Origin of the sequence: Mesorhizobium sp. CA12, assembly GCF_020165255.1 — a bacterium.
Taxonomy (GTDB): Bacteria; Pseudomonadota; Alphaproteobacteria; order Rhizobiales; family Rhizobiaceae; genus Mesorhizobium.
In genome coordinates, this window is record NZ_JAIUHT010000009.1 from 1 (window position 1) to 13,589 (window position 13,589).

The following is a 13,589-nucleotide window of genomic DNA, read 5'->3' on the forward strand; positions in this document are numbered from 1 at the left end:
GGACCGAGCCATGCCACGGCCTGTCCGAAAGGACGACCAGGATTCATTCGGTCTCCTTCCCACTTCAACCATACACCGGAACCAACACACAGGATTCTATGGTCTGCGCCGCGTCGCTTCGCTCCTTGCTCCGCCATAGAATGACGAGACGAGAGGCGTTTCGGCCAATCACGAAGGCAGGCGATCTGATCGCCTTGGGGCGCCGTGGCAAATTCAGGTCAGGCCGAGTCGAAAATGGTGGCTTCCGAGAACCGGAGCGGAGCGTACTTTCCGTACGTGAGCACCGGAAGCGCAGGAAGCCACCATTTGCAGGCCGGCCTCACCTGAATTCTAGTTCACCTCGAATCCCAGCTTCTGCCGCAGCTTCAGCATCCGCTGGTCGGCGATCCTAAGGCTCTGCCCGCCGCCTTGCGCGACGCGGTTCAACATCCTGAGCAGGTCGTCCCGCTCATGCGGATCGAGGCGCTCGCGCAGGAACGGCGCCAGCTTGTCGATGACGATCGTGGTGTCGTCGATCTGCGCGGCGGCCCATTTGGCGTAGACGACCGCCTCGTCGGTCTTCTTCTGGCTGTCCGCGATCTGCGCGATCACCTCGCGAATGACCGCCTCGCGCTGCGACAGGACCGGACCGTGCTCCGCGACGATAGCGGTGATCAGCGTCGCCGCCGCCACCACCGGATCGTCGATCGCGGTCAGCGGTGAGAGCGCGGCCTGATTGCGCAATTTCTTGCGACGGATGTTGCCTCGGACGCGCCCGACGACATCGGCGACCTCGCGCGCGGCGTCGCTCATATATTTCAGCCGGTACCACCAGATGGCGGCCGCTCCGAGCAGGCCGAGAATAGCGATCAGGAAAGGCATGCCGAATTCCCCCGAAATCGCGGCGACGATAAAAGAAGCGCGGCATCGCTTCAACACGCAACGGTTGCGGCCGGTGAAGAAACCCTGAAGATGTTTCCAGCAAGAGACAGCTTCAACCGATGCCGCGCCCATGCTGACCGGCGGCTATGAGCCCGGCACGTTGTAGATCGCCCTGATTTCGACCGTGCCGAGCTCCGCCAGCGGGATCTTGGCCGCGATGTCGAGCGCCTCGGCAAGATCCGCCGCCTCGACCATGACGAAGCCGAGCAATTGCTCCTTGGTCTCGGCGAAGGGGCCGTCGGTCACCAGCACCTTGCCCTTGCGCCGCCGGAGCGATTTCGACGTCTTCACCGACTGCAGCGCCTGCGCGATGACCAGCTTGCCTTGCCGGTCGAGCTCCCGATCATAGCCGAGCGAGTCGGCATCGAGCTTGGCCATGCGCTCGGGGGTCAGCGCGTAGAGGTCCTTTTCCTCGCCATAGACCAGCAGCACATATTTCATTTCGAGCTTCCTTTCGTCGATAAATTATAGGAGGCAACGGCGTCGGTTTTGCCTGCCGTCGCCGCATGGTCGAGCAGGCATGTCGCGACGCCGATGATGGCGATGGCCGCCGCCAGCCGGCCGAAGCCAAGCGCCGGCGGATCGAGCCAGAACTCTTCAAGTCGCCTCCCTTTTCGCTCGGGCTTTCCCCAGACCGCAAGAAACAGATTGTCCATCTTAACCTCCATCGGCCGGGAGTGGCCGCCCGCAGGACGGTCGGGCAGACGGGAAGTCGACATTTTTACATGCTCTTTTTTTGAGAATTTTCGAAGCGCCTCGCGCAAGCACAATCATGCCGGGCCATGGATGGTCTTCCGCCGCGCCCGCGCTATAGTTCCTGGGAACGTCGGCGCCCGCCGGCGCAAACCCCGACAAGGCAGGAGGATTCCATGGACCGCACCGCAAACGCCGTCTGGAAAGGCAATCTGAAGGAAGGCAACGGCACGCTGGACACCCAGAGCGGCACCTTGAAGGGCACGCCCTATTCGTTCAAGGCGCGTTTCGAGGACGAGAGCGGCAAATCCGGCACCAATCCGGAAGAGCTGGTCGCCGCCGCGCATGCCGGCTGCTACGCCATGCAGCTGTCGCACTTCCTGGCCGAAAACGGCACGCCGGCCGCCGAGCTCGACGCCAAGGCCGTGGTGACGCTGGTGCCCGGCACCGGCATCACCGGCAGCGCCCTCACCCTGGTCGGCAAGGTGCCGGGCATCGACGCGGCGAAGTTCAAGGAGCTGGCCGAGAAGGCCAAGGCCGAATGCCCGGTGTCGAAGGCGCTGGGAGCGATCAATGTGTCGTTGGATGCCAGGCTGGCGTAACGGCGCTTTCTAGCCGCCGGCAGGCATTCCTTCGCCCCCCTCTCTCCCCTGCCAGGCATCTCCCCCTCAAGGTGGGAGATCAGATGTCGCGTCGGCTTTCGCCAATCGCCGACGGTGAAAGAAGGGCGCCGGCGCCGGAACTGCTAATCTCCCCCCTTGAGGGGGAGATGTCCGGCAGGACAGAGGGGGGCGCCTCGCGCCAGCCTTTCCAGTGAGCTAACCGCCCAGCGCCTCAATCTTGGCGCGCAACCCAGCGACCTCTTCCTCCAGCGCCTTGACCCGCGCCTCGAGGTCGGTGTCCGAAGATGTCGCCGCCGGCTGCCAGGACGCCGCCGCCGCCGCTGCCGCTTCCACCGGACCACTCAGCAGATGCACATAGCGCTCCTCGCGCTGGCCGGGCGCGCGTTCGAGCAGCTGGATCAGCGGCGGCCGGCGGCCGATCATCAGGTCGAGATTGCCGCGCAGCTCCTCAATCGAAGCAAAGCGCGCCATCCGCTCCGAACGGGCCAGCAATTCATGCGCCGTCTGCGCCCCGCGCAGCAGCAAGAGGCCGATCACCGCGATCTGCGGCGTGGTCAGCGAAAAGCGCTGCGCCATCAGATGCTCGTAGCGCTCAACCCGCGAGGCGAAGACCTGGCGCACCAGCCCCTTCTGCTCGAGCGTGCTCAGCGCCCGCCGGATCTCGGTCAGCTCCAGCGCCATGACAGGCTCGCGCGCCGTCTTTTGGTTGGCGGCCTGGTGCGCGCCGTTGAGCGTCAGCGGATAGACGTCCGGCGTCAGTTCCTTCTTCTCGATCAGCGAGCCCAGCACACGCGCTTCGACGGCGGACAGGATGGGAAGATCGGTCATGGGCTTTCTGCCTCCCTGCGATAGAAATCCGTCGCCAGGGCGCGGTTGCGCGCCTGCCGCGCCTCGTCGCGGACTGAACCGGCCAAGTTCATCTCGTGGTGACCATAACGCGCTTCGAGATAACGCGCGATCTCGGTCGGAATAGAGCCAGTACCCAGCTCGCGCGTCACGCGTTTTTTCTCGATAAGCCGCCGGATTTCGCTGGTTGCCTTTGCTGGAATCTCGGTCTCGGCTAGGCAGTCGACCATATTCATCGGCGGCAGCCTGACAAAGTCGCGCTGCTCCATCCAGTCCAGGGCTACGATCGGGCGGATCAGGTAGAAGAGCTTCTTGAGCTTCACCTCTCCGGCAAAGCTGCCGATCTTTGCCACATGTGATCGCGCGAGGCCCAGATAGTGGCGCGAGACCCTAGCTGGATCGACGATCTCGGCAAGTAGGTCGAGAAGGCGGTCCCGAAAACCCTTCGCTTCCTCATATACAATCGGCGACTTGGCCCATTCCACGATCACCGCATTGCCGCCAAGAGCCAGAAGTAAGGCCTTGCGAAGATCCCAACCGCCAGCGTCGATTTCTCCTTCAAGCGGAAACTCGATCACGTCGCGCGGCTGCTCCAGCGCGAGGTGTTCGGCCACGGAACGTATATAGACAAAACGGCAATCATAATCGCTGTCCGGCGACGGAAAACCCCAGGCCCGGCTGCCGCTTTCGATGGCGAAAAGAATTCGCGCACCCTGCGCACGGGCCGTGTCCAGCCGCGCGCGGATCGCCGCGACCGCATCCGGTGCGAAATCGGCAGGCAGCGACATTCCCAGCCTAAACGCGCCGCTCCACCATCATCTTCTTGATCTCGGCGATCGCCTTGGCGGGATTGAGCCCCTTCGGGCAGGTCTGCGCGCAGTTCATGATGGTGTGGCAGCGATAGAGCCGGAACGGGTCTTCGAGATTGTCGAGCCGCTCGCCCGTCGCCTCGTCGCGGCTGTCGATCAGCCAGCGATAGGCCTGCAGCAGCGTGGCCGGGCCCAGATAGCGGTCGCCGTTCCACCAATAGCTCGGGCAGGAGGTCGAGCAGCACGCGCACAGGATGCATTCGTAGAGCCCGTCGAGCTTCTCGCGGTCCTCGTGGCTCTGCAGCCATTCCTTGGCGGGCGTCGGCGAGACCGTCTTCAGCCACGGCTCGATCGAGGCGTGCTGGGCATAGAAATTGGTGAGGTCCGGCACCAGGTCCTTGATCACCGGCATATGCGGCAGCGGATAGATCTTCACCGCGCCGGAAATGTCCTCGACGCCCTTGGTGCAGGCCAGCGTGTTGGAGCCGTCGATGTTCATGGCGCAGGAGCCGCAAATGCCTTCGCGGCAGGAACGGCGCAGCGTCAGCGTCGGATCGATCTTGTTCTTGATCCACAACAGCGCGTCGAGAACCATCGGCCCGCAATCGTCCATGTCGACGAAATAGGTGTCCATGCGCGGATTCGCGTCATCGTCCGGCGACCAGCGGTAGATGCGGTATTCGCGCAGGTTGGTCGCGCCTTCCGGCTTCGGCCAGGTCTTGCCTTGCTGGACCTTCGAGTTCCTGGGAAGCGTGAGTTCGACCATTACCTGCGGTCCTTTCGGATGACGAGCTTCAGCCCGGACCAGATTTCGTTCACGGCGGCGACCTTGACGTCGACCAGGTCGCGCTTCAGCGCCTCCGACCGGATGACGTCCTCGGTGACGTCGGTCGGCACTTTCGATGCCTTCTTCGGCCAAGAGACCCAGACCATGCCGTCGCGCTTGATCGCCGTCTCGATGCCGGCCAGGCCGTCCTCGACCTCGGCGCGCTGCCGGGTGAAGGCGTGCACGGCATCGTATTTCCGGCTGCCCGAGATCGCCGACCACTCGGCGAGCCTGTCGACGCCGGCAAAGGACACCGCCTCGGTCAGCGCATCGAGCTCTGGCGGCAGCGCGATAAAGGCGGCGACCATGCCGTCCCTGAGGCCAAGCTTGGCCGGGAGCGGCGTGCCGGAATATCCCGTGGTCGCCTGCGCCATGGTCAATACACCCGCGCCTTCGGCGCGATCTTGGCCAGGCTGATGCCGCCGTCCTTTTCGGCCAGCAGCGGCTCGGTATGCACCGGCCTGTAGGTCAGCGTCACCTTGCCGTCCTCGCTCAGATGGGCCAGCGTATGCTTGCGCCAGTTGGCGTCGTCGCGCGCCGAGAAATCCTCGCGCGCATGCGCGCCGCGGCTCTCCTTGCGCGCCTCGGCGCCGTAAACCGTGGTGATGGCGTTGGCCATCAGGTTTTCCAGCTCCAGCGTCTCGACGAGGTCGGAATTCCAGATGATCGAGCGGTCGGTGACCTTGATGTCCTTGAGCTCGCCCCAGAGTTCCGAAATGCGCCTGCAGCCGTTCTCCAGCGATTCCTGCGTGCGGAATACGGCGGCGTCTTCCTGCATGGCGCGCTGCATCTTTTCGCGCAGCACGGCCGTCGGCGTCGAGCCGTTGGCATGGCGCAGCCTGTCGAAGCGCTCCATGATCTTCTCGACCGAGGCCGCGTTGGGCGACGGGATCGCCGACTTGCGGTCGATCACATGGCCGGCGCGGATCGCCGCCGCGCGGCCGAACACGACGAGGTCGATCAGCGAGTTGGAGCCGAGCCGATTGGCGCCATGCACCGAGGCGCAGCCGGCCTCGCCTACCGCCATCAGGCCGGGCGACACGCGGTCCGGATTGTCGAAGGTCGGATTGAGCGCCTCGCCCCAGTAATTGGTCGGCACGCCGCCCATATTGTAGTGCACCGTCGGCAGCACCGGGATCGGCTCCTTGGTGAGGTCGACGCCGGCGAAGATCTTGGCCGACTCGGAAATACCCGGCAGCCGCTCGTGCAGCACGGCCGGGTCAAGATGGTCGAGATGCAGGAAGATGTGATCCTTGTTCTTGCCGACGCCGCGGCCCTCGCGGATCTCCAGCGTCATGCAGCGCGAGACGACGTCGCGCGAGGCGAGGTCCTTGGCCGACGGCGCGTAGCGCTCCATGAAGCGCTCGCCCTCGGAATTGACGAGATAGCCGCCTTCGCCGCGCGCGCCCTCGGTGATCAGGCAGCCGGCGCCGTAGATGCCGGTCGGATGGAACTGCACGAACTCCATGTCCTGCAGCGGCAGCCCGGCTCTGGCCGCCATGCCGCCGCCGTCGCCGGTGCAAGTATGCGCCGAGGTGGCGGAGAAATAGGTTCGCCCATACCCGCCGGTCGCCAGCACCACCATCTTGGCCGAGAAGCGATGGATTGTGCCGTCGTCGAGGTTCCAGGCCACGACGCCGGTGCAGGTGCCGTCCGGTTCCATGATCAGGTCGAGCGCGAAATATTCGATGAAGAACTGCGCGTTGTTCTTCAGCGACTGGCCGTAGAGCGTGTGCAGGATGGCGTGGCCGGTGCGGTCGGCGGCCGCGCAGGTGCGCTGCACCGGCGGACCGTCGCCATAGTTCATCATATGGCCGCCGAACGGCCGCTGGTAGATCTTGCCCTCTTCGGTGCGCGAGAACGGCACGCCGTAATGCTCGAGCTCGTAGACGGCGGCCGGCGCCTCGCGCACCATGTATTCCATGGCGTCGACATCGCCCAGCCAGTCCGAGCCCTTGACGGTGTCGTACATGTGCCACTGCCAGGAGTCCGGCCCCATGTTCGACAGCGAGGCGGCGATGCCGCCCTGCGCGGCGACGGTGTGCGAGCGCGTCGGGAACACCTTGGTGATGCAGGCGGTGCGCAATCCCTGCTCGGCCATGCCGAGCGTGGCGCGCAGGCCGGCGCCGCCGGCACCGACGATCACAACGTCGAATTTATGGTCGACAAAAGTATAGGCGGCAGCCGTGCTGGCTGTATTTGCGTTGGCCAAGACGTCAGCCTCCGAATGCGAGTTTGAGCAGGGCGAACAGCGAAGCGACACCGACTGCCACGCAGAAGAAGGTGTTGAGAGCGATCAGCGCCAGCCTCATACCTTCGCCATGCACGTAATCCTCGATGATCACCTGCATGCCGATGCGCATGTGGTAGAGCGGCGAGATCAGCACCAGCCCGAGCACGACCACCACGAACGGATTCGCAAGCGCCGCCCGCACTTCCGTGTAGTCATGGCCGTTGACCGCGATCAGGAAGCCGACGAAGAACAGGATGAGCGGTATGTTGGCGATCGCCGTCAGCCGCTGGCGCCAGAAATGCTGCGTGCCCTCGCGCGCCGAGCCCAGGCCCCGCACTTTCGCCAACGGCGTGCGCATGTCCAAATTGTTCGCGCTCATCACAAAGCTCCCCGCGCCATGTAGCCGGCGATCCAGATCAGCAGCGTCAGCACGATCGAGCCGGCGAGCGTCGCCCAGGCGATCCTGGACGCTGTGTGTTTTTCCAGTCCCGCGCCGGCGTCCCAGATGAGGTGGCGCAGCCCGCCCAGCATGTGGTGCATCAGCGCCCAGGTGTAGCCGAACAGGACCAGCCGGCCGAGCCAGGAGCCGAAGGCCCAGTTGACCCAGTCGAAGGCGGCCTGCGAGCTCGCAGCGGCGATCAGCCACGCCGCCACCAGCAGCGTTCCGAAATAGAGCGCCCCGCCGGTGATGCGATGGATGATCGACATCGTCATCGTGATCGGCGGCCGGTAGATCGTCAGATGCGGCGAGAGCGGCCGTTCACGTCTGGCAACTGCGCGGGTGGCTGGTGATTTGCTCATGGCTCCCCCAGTTCGGCATCCCGAATGCCGCGATGGGAATACGGCGTTTGCCGCCCCCATTTATGGCCTCGGACAGCCGGTTTCTAATGCTCTTTTTGCACCGCGTCAAAGCCGGAAAATCGTTTTGGAAACATCATTTAGTCTGACAAATTGAGGGCCGCGCGCTTCAATCGATTAGCGGCTGTTTCGAAGCCGGCGCAGCGTTCGCTGCAGCGCAGCAATCAGATGACCGACGCGGCGGCCGGCCGCGTCGGAATCCCGCGGGCCGGCCTCACCCGAATATCGTCGCACCTCAGCGCCTGCAAGTCTGCGGGGTGGATCCCCTCTTCATCACCAGCGCCTCGCGTCCGTCGATCACGATTGCGTCATGGGTCGCTGCTTCCTGGTAGCGGCTGCTCTGGTTGGCGGGCGAGGCCGCGAACTCTTCGGCCGTGCCATCGGGCCGCATGACGCGCAATGCGTTGCCCAGATTCTGGATGGTGATCATGCCGCCATTGCCGCATCTGTAGGTGGCCGTGCCGACGCCGGAACGCGGCACGGTAAGGTCGGTGACGATCCTGGTTGCGGGCGCAGGCGTTGCAGGCGCCTTCGCCCTCGCAGGTACTGGCGCCGTTGTAGCTGCCGGGGCCGTTGCAGGTATGGCGGGCGTTGCAGCTGCCGGCGTCGTCGCGGGTGCGGCGGATTGCGGGGGAGGAGCAGGCGTGGCGGCGGGCGCCGCGGCATTCGCCACCTTTGGCGCGCCGTCCTGCGGCACGCAGGCCGCGGCCGCGAGAAGCAGCGGGATGGCGATCGACACTCGAACCGTGCGGCCAAAGCTCATGCGCTGCCCTTTCGTGCGCGGCACGCTACAGCAATTCCAGGAAAAGTGTGAACGGTTGGGTTCGGCGCCTTCGCCATGGCCTTCCGTCCGGAATTGCATCGAAACAACGAGATAGGCGGTTGCCCTTTCGGTGAGACGGTGGACCGCTGTAGCCATGCGGCGCCGCAAGATCAAGTTGACCCTGGGTCAGCCGGTTATCCAGAACCGCGCCCGTCGCCTGATGGAGCTCGATCCTCGAAAATTAACCATGTTCCTTAAGAACCGGCGCCGAAAGCCTCCCGCCTCTTAACAAAGGTTAAGAAAGAGTTAACTTCCGATTCGAACCGGATTCCAGGCGCGCGATCCGCGCGCCGACCAGGGAGAGCGACATGCGTTCGAATTCAGTGCGGATAAGCCTCGCGGCCGCAACGCTGGCGGCGCTGGCGATCGCCGCGCCGGCCGAGGCCGGCTTGCGCCATCACGACCGCGTCTATGCCGATTCCTTCGGCAATCTCGTCATCGACAGCGCCGCCGGCTACAAGCGCATCATCGTCGGCGAAGGCAAGCTCGCGAAAGAACTTTCCCAATACACCGGCGGCCAGCCGGATGTGATCTATGACGATGCGGACGAGACTGGCGCGCCCGGCTGCTACCAGCCGCCGGTGCTGGTCAAGGGCCGTTCCTATATGTACGGGCTTTCCGACGGCGAGATGCCCAATCTCAATCCTTGCCGCTGAAGGCCGTCGGCGTTCGGCTCCGCCACAGCCTGACACGCGCCTGGTGTCATGGACGGCAACCGCGCGGCGCCCCAACAGCCTCGCGACAAGCAGGTTGATCATCAGGCTGAAGTCCGCGCTGCCCACATCCCCCTTCATTGGACGGTCCGCGTTAGCCTGCGATCAGCCGACGGCGAGCGGCTCGGCAGCGAAGGCGGTTTCAGGTCTCTCATAGGACAGGCACACGCTGTCGCGGCCGTTCTTCTTGGCCTTGTAGAGCGCCTCGTCGGCGCGCCGCATCAACGGCATCAGCCCTTCCCTGCCGGAGCGGGCGGCGACGCCGAAGCTGGCGGTCACCCTGACGCCGGGCGGCAGGCCCTCGATCGCGCCGGCCGAATAGAAGGCGCGGATCGCTTCGGCAAAGAGCCTTGCCGCCCCCAGGTCGCTGAGCGGCAGAAGCACGGCGAACTCTTCGCCGCCGATGCGGCCGGCGGCCCCGCGCGCGCCGGTGGCGGAACGCAGCTTGGCGGCGAAGTCGGCAATCACCCGGTCGCCTGCCTCATGGCCGTGCCGGTCGTTCAGCGCCTTGAAGTGATCGAGATCGGCAAGCACCAGCGCGACGGGAAATCCGGCCTTGCCGCACTGGTCGAGCAACAGGTTCGCCCGCTCCTCGAAGCCGCGGCGATTGAGGATGCCCGAGAGCGGGTCGGTATGGGTCTCGTCCTTCAGCGCCCTCATCACATCGAGCGCCGCCGCCGTGAACAGGCAAAGCGCGGTCAGCAGCGACAACAGCGCGTGCGAAAGCAGCGCGGTCGTCCAGTAGGACGATCCGTAGAACCCGTCATAGCCGTGGAACGGCCCGTGCGCGATAACGACGATCAGCGTGCGGGCGATGAAGTTCAGCCCCGAAAGCAGCGACAGCACGAGCAGGATTTTCTCGGTTGGGCCGTTGTGGCGCACCGTTCTCAGCTCGGCGCCGACCAGCAGGCTGAGCGCGCCGAAGCCGAAATTCATCGCAAGCACGCGCCAGGTGAGGTCCGGCTGGACGAACATGAACCAGATGAAGGCGGCGAGCCCGCCGCCGGTCACGATGCCGATCCCGACATAGGGCACGCGCCGCCCGTAGCGCGCGATGATCGCGCTGGAGAGGCAGCAGGCCGCGATCGTGAAGCAGATGTTGGAAACGAGCTTGGTCAGCGCCACGCCGATCGGAAGCGTGAAATATTGCAGCAGGAAACCCGGCGCCGACAGGCAGTAGCTCGCGCCGAGCACAGCCAGATACGGTCGATGGCGCTGATAGGACCACAGCACGAGGAACGCAGCGCCGAGCGCCAGCGCTATCGTCGGATTGAGCAGCGCTATGAGCAGACCGGTGTCCAAAAGACTGCGACTTTTCCCAACTTACCCAACGGGAGATACTAGGACGCAAGCCCAAACAAGCGGTTAAGTCTCGATAGATACATCGCATGCCACGCGGAACCGGCCTGCCGGAGCGGCGTTGTCCGGCCAGACAGGAGACGCCAGACGGGAGACGATCGAGATGGCGGGCACGATCACTTTGACGAACCACGATGAAATCCGCTCCTGGGCGGCGGCGCGCGCCGGCTTCCCGGCCATCGTCGACGTCTCGCCCGAAGCCGGAACGCAGCCCATGCTGCGGCTGGTTTTTGGGCAGCAGGCCTATGAAGACACCGACCGCCCGGAGCGTCCGATCAACAGCGGCGGCTACGAACTCGTGGAGTGGGACGAGTGGTTCAGGATTTTCGACGAGCGGCAGCTGGCCTTGGTCGTCGCCGCCGACGAGCCCGGCCGGCGCGAGGAGTTTCACGAGATCATTCGCAGATAGATCGCTGAAAGCAAAAGGCCCGGACGTCGTGTCCGGGCCCTTGTTGAGAGACGCGGCCGGCTGTTACTTCCAGTCGCGGATGTCGACGAAGTGGCCGGCGATCGCCGCGGCCGCCGCCATGGCCGGCGACACCAGATGGGTGCGGCCCTTGAAGCCCTGCCGGCCCTCGAAATTACGGTTCGAGGTCGAGGCGCAGCGTTCATGCGGCTTCAGCCGGTCGTCGTTCATGGCCAGGCACATCGAGCAGCCCGGCTCGCGCCAGTCGAAGCCGGCGGCGACGAAGATCTTGTCGAGGCCCTCGGCCTCCGCCTGTTCCTTGACCAGGCCCGAACCCGGCACGATCATGGCATTGACGCGCGGATTGACCTTCTTGCCCTCGACCACTTTGGCTGCGGCGCGCAAGTCCTCGATGCGGCCATTGGTGCAGGAACCAATGAAGACGCGGTCGAGCTCGATGTCGGTGATCTTGGTTCCGGGCGTCAGCCCCATATAGTCGAGCGCGCGGATCTTCGAGCTGCGCTTGTTCTCGTCCGCGATCTCTTGCGGATCGGGCACGGTACCCTGCACCGAGACGACGTCCTCGGGCGAAGAACCCCAGGAGACGATCGGCGGCAGTTTCTGCGCGTCGAGCACCACGACCTTGTCGAAATGCGCGTCTTCGTCGGACTGCAGGGTCTTCCAATAGGCGAGCGCCGCATCCCAGGCGGCGCCCTTCGGGGCGCGCGGCTTGTCCTTGACATAGGCGAAGGTCGTCTCGTCCGGCGCGATCAGGCCGGCGCGGGCGCCGCCTTCGATCGACATGTTGCAGATCGTCATGCGGCCTTCCATCGACAGCGAGCGGATCGCTTCGCCGGCATATTCGATGACGTAGCCGGTGCCGCCGGCGGTGCCGATCTCGCCGATGATGGCGAGGATGATGTCCTTGGCGGTGACGCCTTCCGGCAGTTGGCCGTCGACGCGCACCAGCATGTTCTTGGCTTTGCGCTGGATCAGCGTTTGCGTCGCCAGCACATGCTCGACCTCGGACGTGCCGATGCCATGCGCAAGCGCGCCGAACGCGCCATGCGTGGAGGTATGGCTGTCGCCGCAGACGATGGTCATGCCGGGCAGCGTGAAGCCTTGCTCGGGCCCGATGATGTGGACGATGCCCTGGCGGATATCGTTCTCGGAATAATAATCGATGCCGAAATCCTTGGCATTCCTGGCGAGCGCCTCGACCTGGATGCGGCTTTCCTCGTTCTTGATGCCGAACTTGCGCTCGGGCGAGGTCGGCACGTTGTGGTCGACCACGGCCAGCGTCTTTTCCGGATGCCGGACTTTTCTGCCGCTCATGCGCAGGCCTTCGAAGGCCTGCGGGCTGGTGACCTCGTGCACGAGGTGGCGGTCGATATAGAGCAGGCAGGTGCCGTCGTCCTGGCGGTCGACCGTGTGGTCGTCGAAGATCTTGTCGTAGAGGGTGCGCGGTGCGCTCATGTGCGTAAATCCGTCGATATGAGAATGGGAAAAGGACGCCGGCAATCCGGCGCGACGACTGCGATCGGTCGGTTCAGCGAAGTCGGCTGGTGAGCGCGCCGCAGACGCGCGCGGAGAAACGCGACGGCAGGCGCTTTCTGTCCTGCAGCACGAAACCCTTATAGGCCGGATCGCTGAAAAGCTTTTCCATGGCGCGGTAGATAGCAATGTTTTGGCTTTTCGGCAATTAGCGCGACTTCCCCTTCTCCCCCTGTGGGAGAAGGGGAAGGCTGCGCTCACACCACCTCGAACACAAACGTCTTCACCAGCGCCTCCGGGTCGCCGATGGCATAGCAGCGGAACCACGGACTTTCCTCGACCAGCCGCCATTTCCCCGCCTGCGCCAGCTGGTCGAACACTGCCTGAAAACCGCCGCTCTCGAAGACCTGGTCGCGCACGGTGAAGATGGCGTGGCCGCCGCTTTTGGTGATGCGCACCAGTTCATGCAATCCCGAAGCCGGCGCGTGGCCGATGGTGAAGACGCCGGTCGAGAAGAAGGCGCGGAAATGCCGGTTGGGCCAGGGCAGCGGGCCGCCGAGCATCGCTTTCTTCAGCTCGCTATAGGCCGGCTTGCCATCAGCCTGGCGGCTGCCGGCGATCTTCAGCATGTCGTCGGAGAGGTCGAGCCCGGCGATGTCGCCATAGCCCAGAGCCTTCAGCGACGGCCCCGACAGGCCCGTGCCGCAGCCGGCGTCGAGCAGCGGACCTTCGCTCGCCGGCACGTGCCGCGCCACCCAGGCGGTGATGAGGAAAGGCAGAAGGTAGCCCAGCGAGGCGGTCTCGCTGTCATAGGTTGCGGCCCATTCGGCATAGGCCTTGGCGAGGCCTTCCGGCGAGTCGGCCGAATAGACGGAGTCCAGCGCCGCATTGGCCTTGTCGAAATTCATGGGTATCTCCTCCGCCGGATGCACATGACCCAAGCTAGAGCAATTCCAGGAAAAGTGGGAACCGGATTTCCGTCCGG

18 protein-coding genes are annotated in these 13,589 nt (G+C 64.7%); 3 read left to right on the forward strand and 15 right to left on the reverse strand.

All coding sequences use genetic code 11. The features are described from left to right. Nucleotides 1-330: 330 nt before the first annotated feature. From LB520_RS16050 to LB520_RS16060, 3 genes are all read right to left on the reverse strand, one after another. A complete protein-coding gene (locus LB520_RS16050) occupies nucleotides 331-861 on the reverse strand; it encodes a hypothetical protein (RefSeq protein ID WP_224638133.1) in 531 nt (176 codons plus the stop codon). 144 nt (nucleotides 862-1,005) lie between these two features. Further along, nucleotides 1,006-1,362, reverse strand: a complete 357-nt coding sequence (locus LB520_RS16055; RefSeq protein ID WP_095769565.1) for a YciI family protein — start codon at nucleotides 1,360-1,362, stop codon at nucleotides 1,006-1,008. Beyond that, a complete protein-coding gene (locus tag LB520_RS16060) occupies nucleotides 1,359-1,685 on the reverse strand; it encodes a hypothetical protein (RefSeq protein WP_224638134.1) in 327 nt (108 codons plus the stop codon). Before LB520_RS16060 ends, LB520_RS16055 begins: the two co-directional genes overlap by 4 nt. A 105-nt stretch (nucleotides 1,686-1,790) precedes the next feature. Between LB520_RS16060 and LB520_RS16065 the strand changes: the two genes are divergently transcribed. Continuing rightward, nucleotides 1,791-2,216 carry an OsmC family protein gene (locus tag LB520_RS16065; protein ID WP_224638135.1) on the forward strand — a complete coding sequence of 142 codons (426 nt, stop codon included), beginning with the start codon at nucleotides 1,791-1,793 and terminating at the stop codon, nucleotides 2,214-2,216. A gap of 216 nt (nucleotides 2,217-2,432) precedes the next feature. On the opposite strand, the gene LB520_RS16070 is transcribed toward LB520_RS16065, so the two are convergent. From LB520_RS16070 to LB520_RS16105, 8 genes are all read right to left on the reverse strand, one after another. Continuing rightward, nucleotides 2,433-3,065 carry a YceH family protein gene (locus LB520_RS16070; protein WP_224638136.1) on the reverse strand — a complete coding sequence of 211 codons (633 nt, stop codon included), beginning with the start codon at nucleotides 3,063-3,065 and terminating at the stop codon, nucleotides 2,433-2,435. Then, nucleotides 3,062-3,871, reverse strand: coding sequence for a DNA polymerase beta superfamily protein (locus tag LB520_RS16075; protein WP_224547086.1), 810 nt, complete (start codon nucleotides 3,869-3,871; stop codon nucleotides 3,062-3,064). Before LB520_RS16075 ends, LB520_RS16070 begins: the two co-directional genes overlap by 4 nt. Nucleotides 3,872-3,878: 7 nt before the next feature. Then, nucleotides 3,879-4,658 carry a succinate dehydrogenase iron-sulfur subunit gene (locus LB520_RS16080; RefSeq protein ID WP_095769561.1) on the reverse strand — a complete coding sequence of 260 codons (780 nt, stop codon included), beginning with the start codon at nucleotides 4,656-4,658 and terminating at the stop codon, nucleotides 3,879-3,881. Continuing rightward, nucleotides 4,658-5,092 (reverse strand): DUF3052 family protein, encoded by a 435-nt coding sequence (locus LB520_RS16085; RefSeq protein WP_095769560.1) that lies wholly within the window; start codon nucleotides 5,090-5,092, stop codon nucleotides 4,658-4,660. The genes LB520_RS16080 and LB520_RS16085 overlap by 1 nt, the downstream gene beginning before the upstream one ends. A 2-nt stretch (nucleotides 5,093-5,094) precedes the next feature. Further along, complete coding sequence (gene sdhA / locus LB520_RS16090; protein WP_224638137.1) at nucleotides 5,095-6,930, reverse strand: succinate dehydrogenase flavoprotein subunit; 1,836 nt, start codon at nucleotides 6,928-6,930, stop codon at nucleotides 5,095-5,097. Between the two features lie 4 nt (nucleotides 6,931-6,934). Next, nucleotides 6,935-7,330: a succinate dehydrogenase, hydrophobic membrane anchor protein gene (gene sdhD / locus LB520_RS16095; protein ID WP_224638138.1), complete on the reverse strand. Its 396-nt coding sequence runs from the start codon at nucleotides 7,328-7,330 to the stop codon at nucleotides 6,935-6,937. Next, on the reverse strand, nucleotides 7,330-7,752 hold the full coding sequence (sdhC, locus tag LB520_RS16100) for a succinate dehydrogenase, cytochrome b556 subunit (protein WP_224638139.1): 423 nt from the start codon (nucleotides 7,750-7,752) through the stop codon (nucleotides 7,330-7,332). The genes sdhD and sdhC overlap by 1 nt, the downstream gene beginning before the upstream one ends. Before the next feature lie 292 nt (nucleotides 7,753-8,044). Further along, nucleotides 8,045-8,596 (reverse strand): hypothetical protein, encoded by a 552-nt coding sequence (locus LB520_RS16105; RefSeq protein ID WP_224638140.1) that lies wholly within the window; start codon nucleotides 8,594-8,596, stop codon nucleotides 8,045-8,047. Between the two features lie 344 nt (nucleotides 8,597-8,940). Here LB520_RS16105 and LB520_RS16110 point away from each other — a divergent pair, with 344 nt between their 5' ends. After that, entirely contained in the window at nucleotides 8,941-9,288 is a 348-nt protein-coding gene (locus LB520_RS16110; RefSeq protein ID WP_095769555.1) for a hypothetical protein, read from the forward strand. 162 nt (nucleotides 9,289-9,450) lie between these two features. Here LB520_RS16110 and LB520_RS16115 read toward each other — a convergent pair whose 3' ends face one another. After that, nucleotides 9,451-10,647, reverse strand: a complete 1,197-nt coding sequence (locus LB520_RS16115; RefSeq protein WP_224638141.1) for a sensor domain-containing diguanylate cyclase — start codon at nucleotides 10,645-10,647, stop codon at nucleotides 9,451-9,453. A gap of 160 nt (nucleotides 10,648-10,807) precedes the next feature. On the opposite strand from LB520_RS16115, the gene LB520_RS16120 reads away from it, so the two are divergent. Then, nucleotides 10,808-11,113 carry a hypothetical protein gene (locus LB520_RS16120; protein WP_095769553.1) on the forward strand — a complete coding sequence of 102 codons (306 nt, stop codon included), beginning with the start codon at nucleotides 10,808-10,810 and terminating at the stop codon, nucleotides 11,111-11,113. Nucleotides 11,114-11,176: 63 nt separating this feature from the next. On the opposite strand, the gene leuC is transcribed toward LB520_RS16120, so the two are convergent. The 3 genes from leuC to LB520_RS16135 all read right to left on the reverse strand — a co-directional run bounded on the left by leuC (nucleotide 11,177) and on the right by LB520_RS16135 (nucleotide 13,512). Beyond that, complete coding sequence (gene leuC / locus LB520_RS16125) at nucleotides 11,177-12,586, reverse strand: 3-isopropylmalate dehydratase large subunit (RefSeq protein ID WP_224638142.1); 1,410 nt, start codon at nucleotides 12,584-12,586, stop codon at nucleotides 11,177-11,179. A 73-nt stretch (nucleotides 12,587-12,659) separates the two neighbouring features. After that, complete coding sequence (locus LB520_RS16130; RefSeq protein ID WP_181174941.1) at nucleotides 12,660-12,812, reverse strand: hypothetical protein; 153 nt, start codon at nucleotides 12,810-12,812, stop codon at nucleotides 12,660-12,662. Nucleotides 12,813-12,861: 49 nt separating this feature from the next. After that, nucleotides 12,862-13,512 (reverse strand): class I SAM-dependent DNA methyltransferase, encoded by a 651-nt coding sequence (locus LB520_RS16135; protein WP_224638143.1) that lies wholly within the window; start codon nucleotides 13,510-13,512, stop codon nucleotides 12,862-12,864. Nucleotides 13,513-13,589 lie beyond the last annotated feature (77 nt).

What these genes read in the sequence shown, in the direction of transcription:
- LB520_RS16070 (WP_224638136.1), bottom strand. Translation starts at nt 3,065, where the DNA reads ATGACCGATCTTCCCATCCTGTCCGCCGTCGAAGCGCGTGTGCTGGGC.
- sdhC (WP_224638139.1), bottom strand. Translation starts at nt 7,752, where the DNA reads ATGAGCAAATCACCAGCCACCCGCGCAGTTGCCAGACGTGAACGGCCG.
- LB520_RS16050 (WP_224638133.1), bottom strand. Translation starts at nt 861, where the DNA reads ATGCCTTTCCTGATCGCTATTCTCGGCCTGCTCGGAGCGGCCGCCATC.
- LB520_RS16075 (WP_224547086.1), bottom strand. Translation starts at nt 3,871, where the DNA reads ATGTCGCTGCCTGCCGATTTCGCACCGGATGCGGTCGCGGCGATCCGC.
- LB520_RS16080 (WP_095769561.1), bottom strand. Translation starts at nt 4,658, where the DNA reads ATGGTCGAACTCACGCTTCCCAGGAACTCGAAGGTCCAGCAAGGCAAG.
- LB520_RS16135 (WP_224638143.1), bottom strand. Translation starts at nt 13,512, where the DNA reads ATGAATTTCGACAAGGCCAATGCGGCGCTGGACTCCGTCTATTCGGCC.
- LB520_RS16085 (WP_095769560.1), bottom strand. Translation starts at nt 5,092, where the DNA reads ATGGCGCAGGCGACCACGGGATATTCCGGCACGCCGCTCCCGGCCAAG.
- LB520_RS16110 (WP_095769555.1), top strand. Translation starts at nt 8,941, where the DNA reads ATGCGTTCGAATTCAGTGCGGATAAGCCTCGCGGCCGCAACGCTGGCG.
- leuC (WP_224638142.1), bottom strand. Translation starts at nt 12,586, where the DNA reads ATGAGCGCACCGCGCACCCTCTACGACAAGATCTTCGACGACCACACG.
- LB520_RS16065 (WP_224638135.1), top strand. Translation starts at nt 1,791, where the DNA reads ATGGACCGCACCGCAAACGCCGTCTGGAAAGGCAATCTGAAGGAAGGC.
- LB520_RS16055 (WP_095769565.1), bottom strand. Translation starts at nt 1,362, where the DNA reads ATGAAATATGTGCTGCTGGTCTATGGCGAGGAAAAGGACCTCTACGCG.
- LB520_RS16120 (WP_095769553.1), top strand. Translation starts at nt 10,808, where the DNA reads ATGGCGGGCACGATCACTTTGACGAACCACGATGAAATCCGCTCCTGG.
- sdhD (WP_224638138.1), bottom strand. Translation starts at nt 7,330, where the DNA reads ATGAGCGCGAACAATTTGGACATGCGCACGCCGTTGGCGAAAGTGCGG.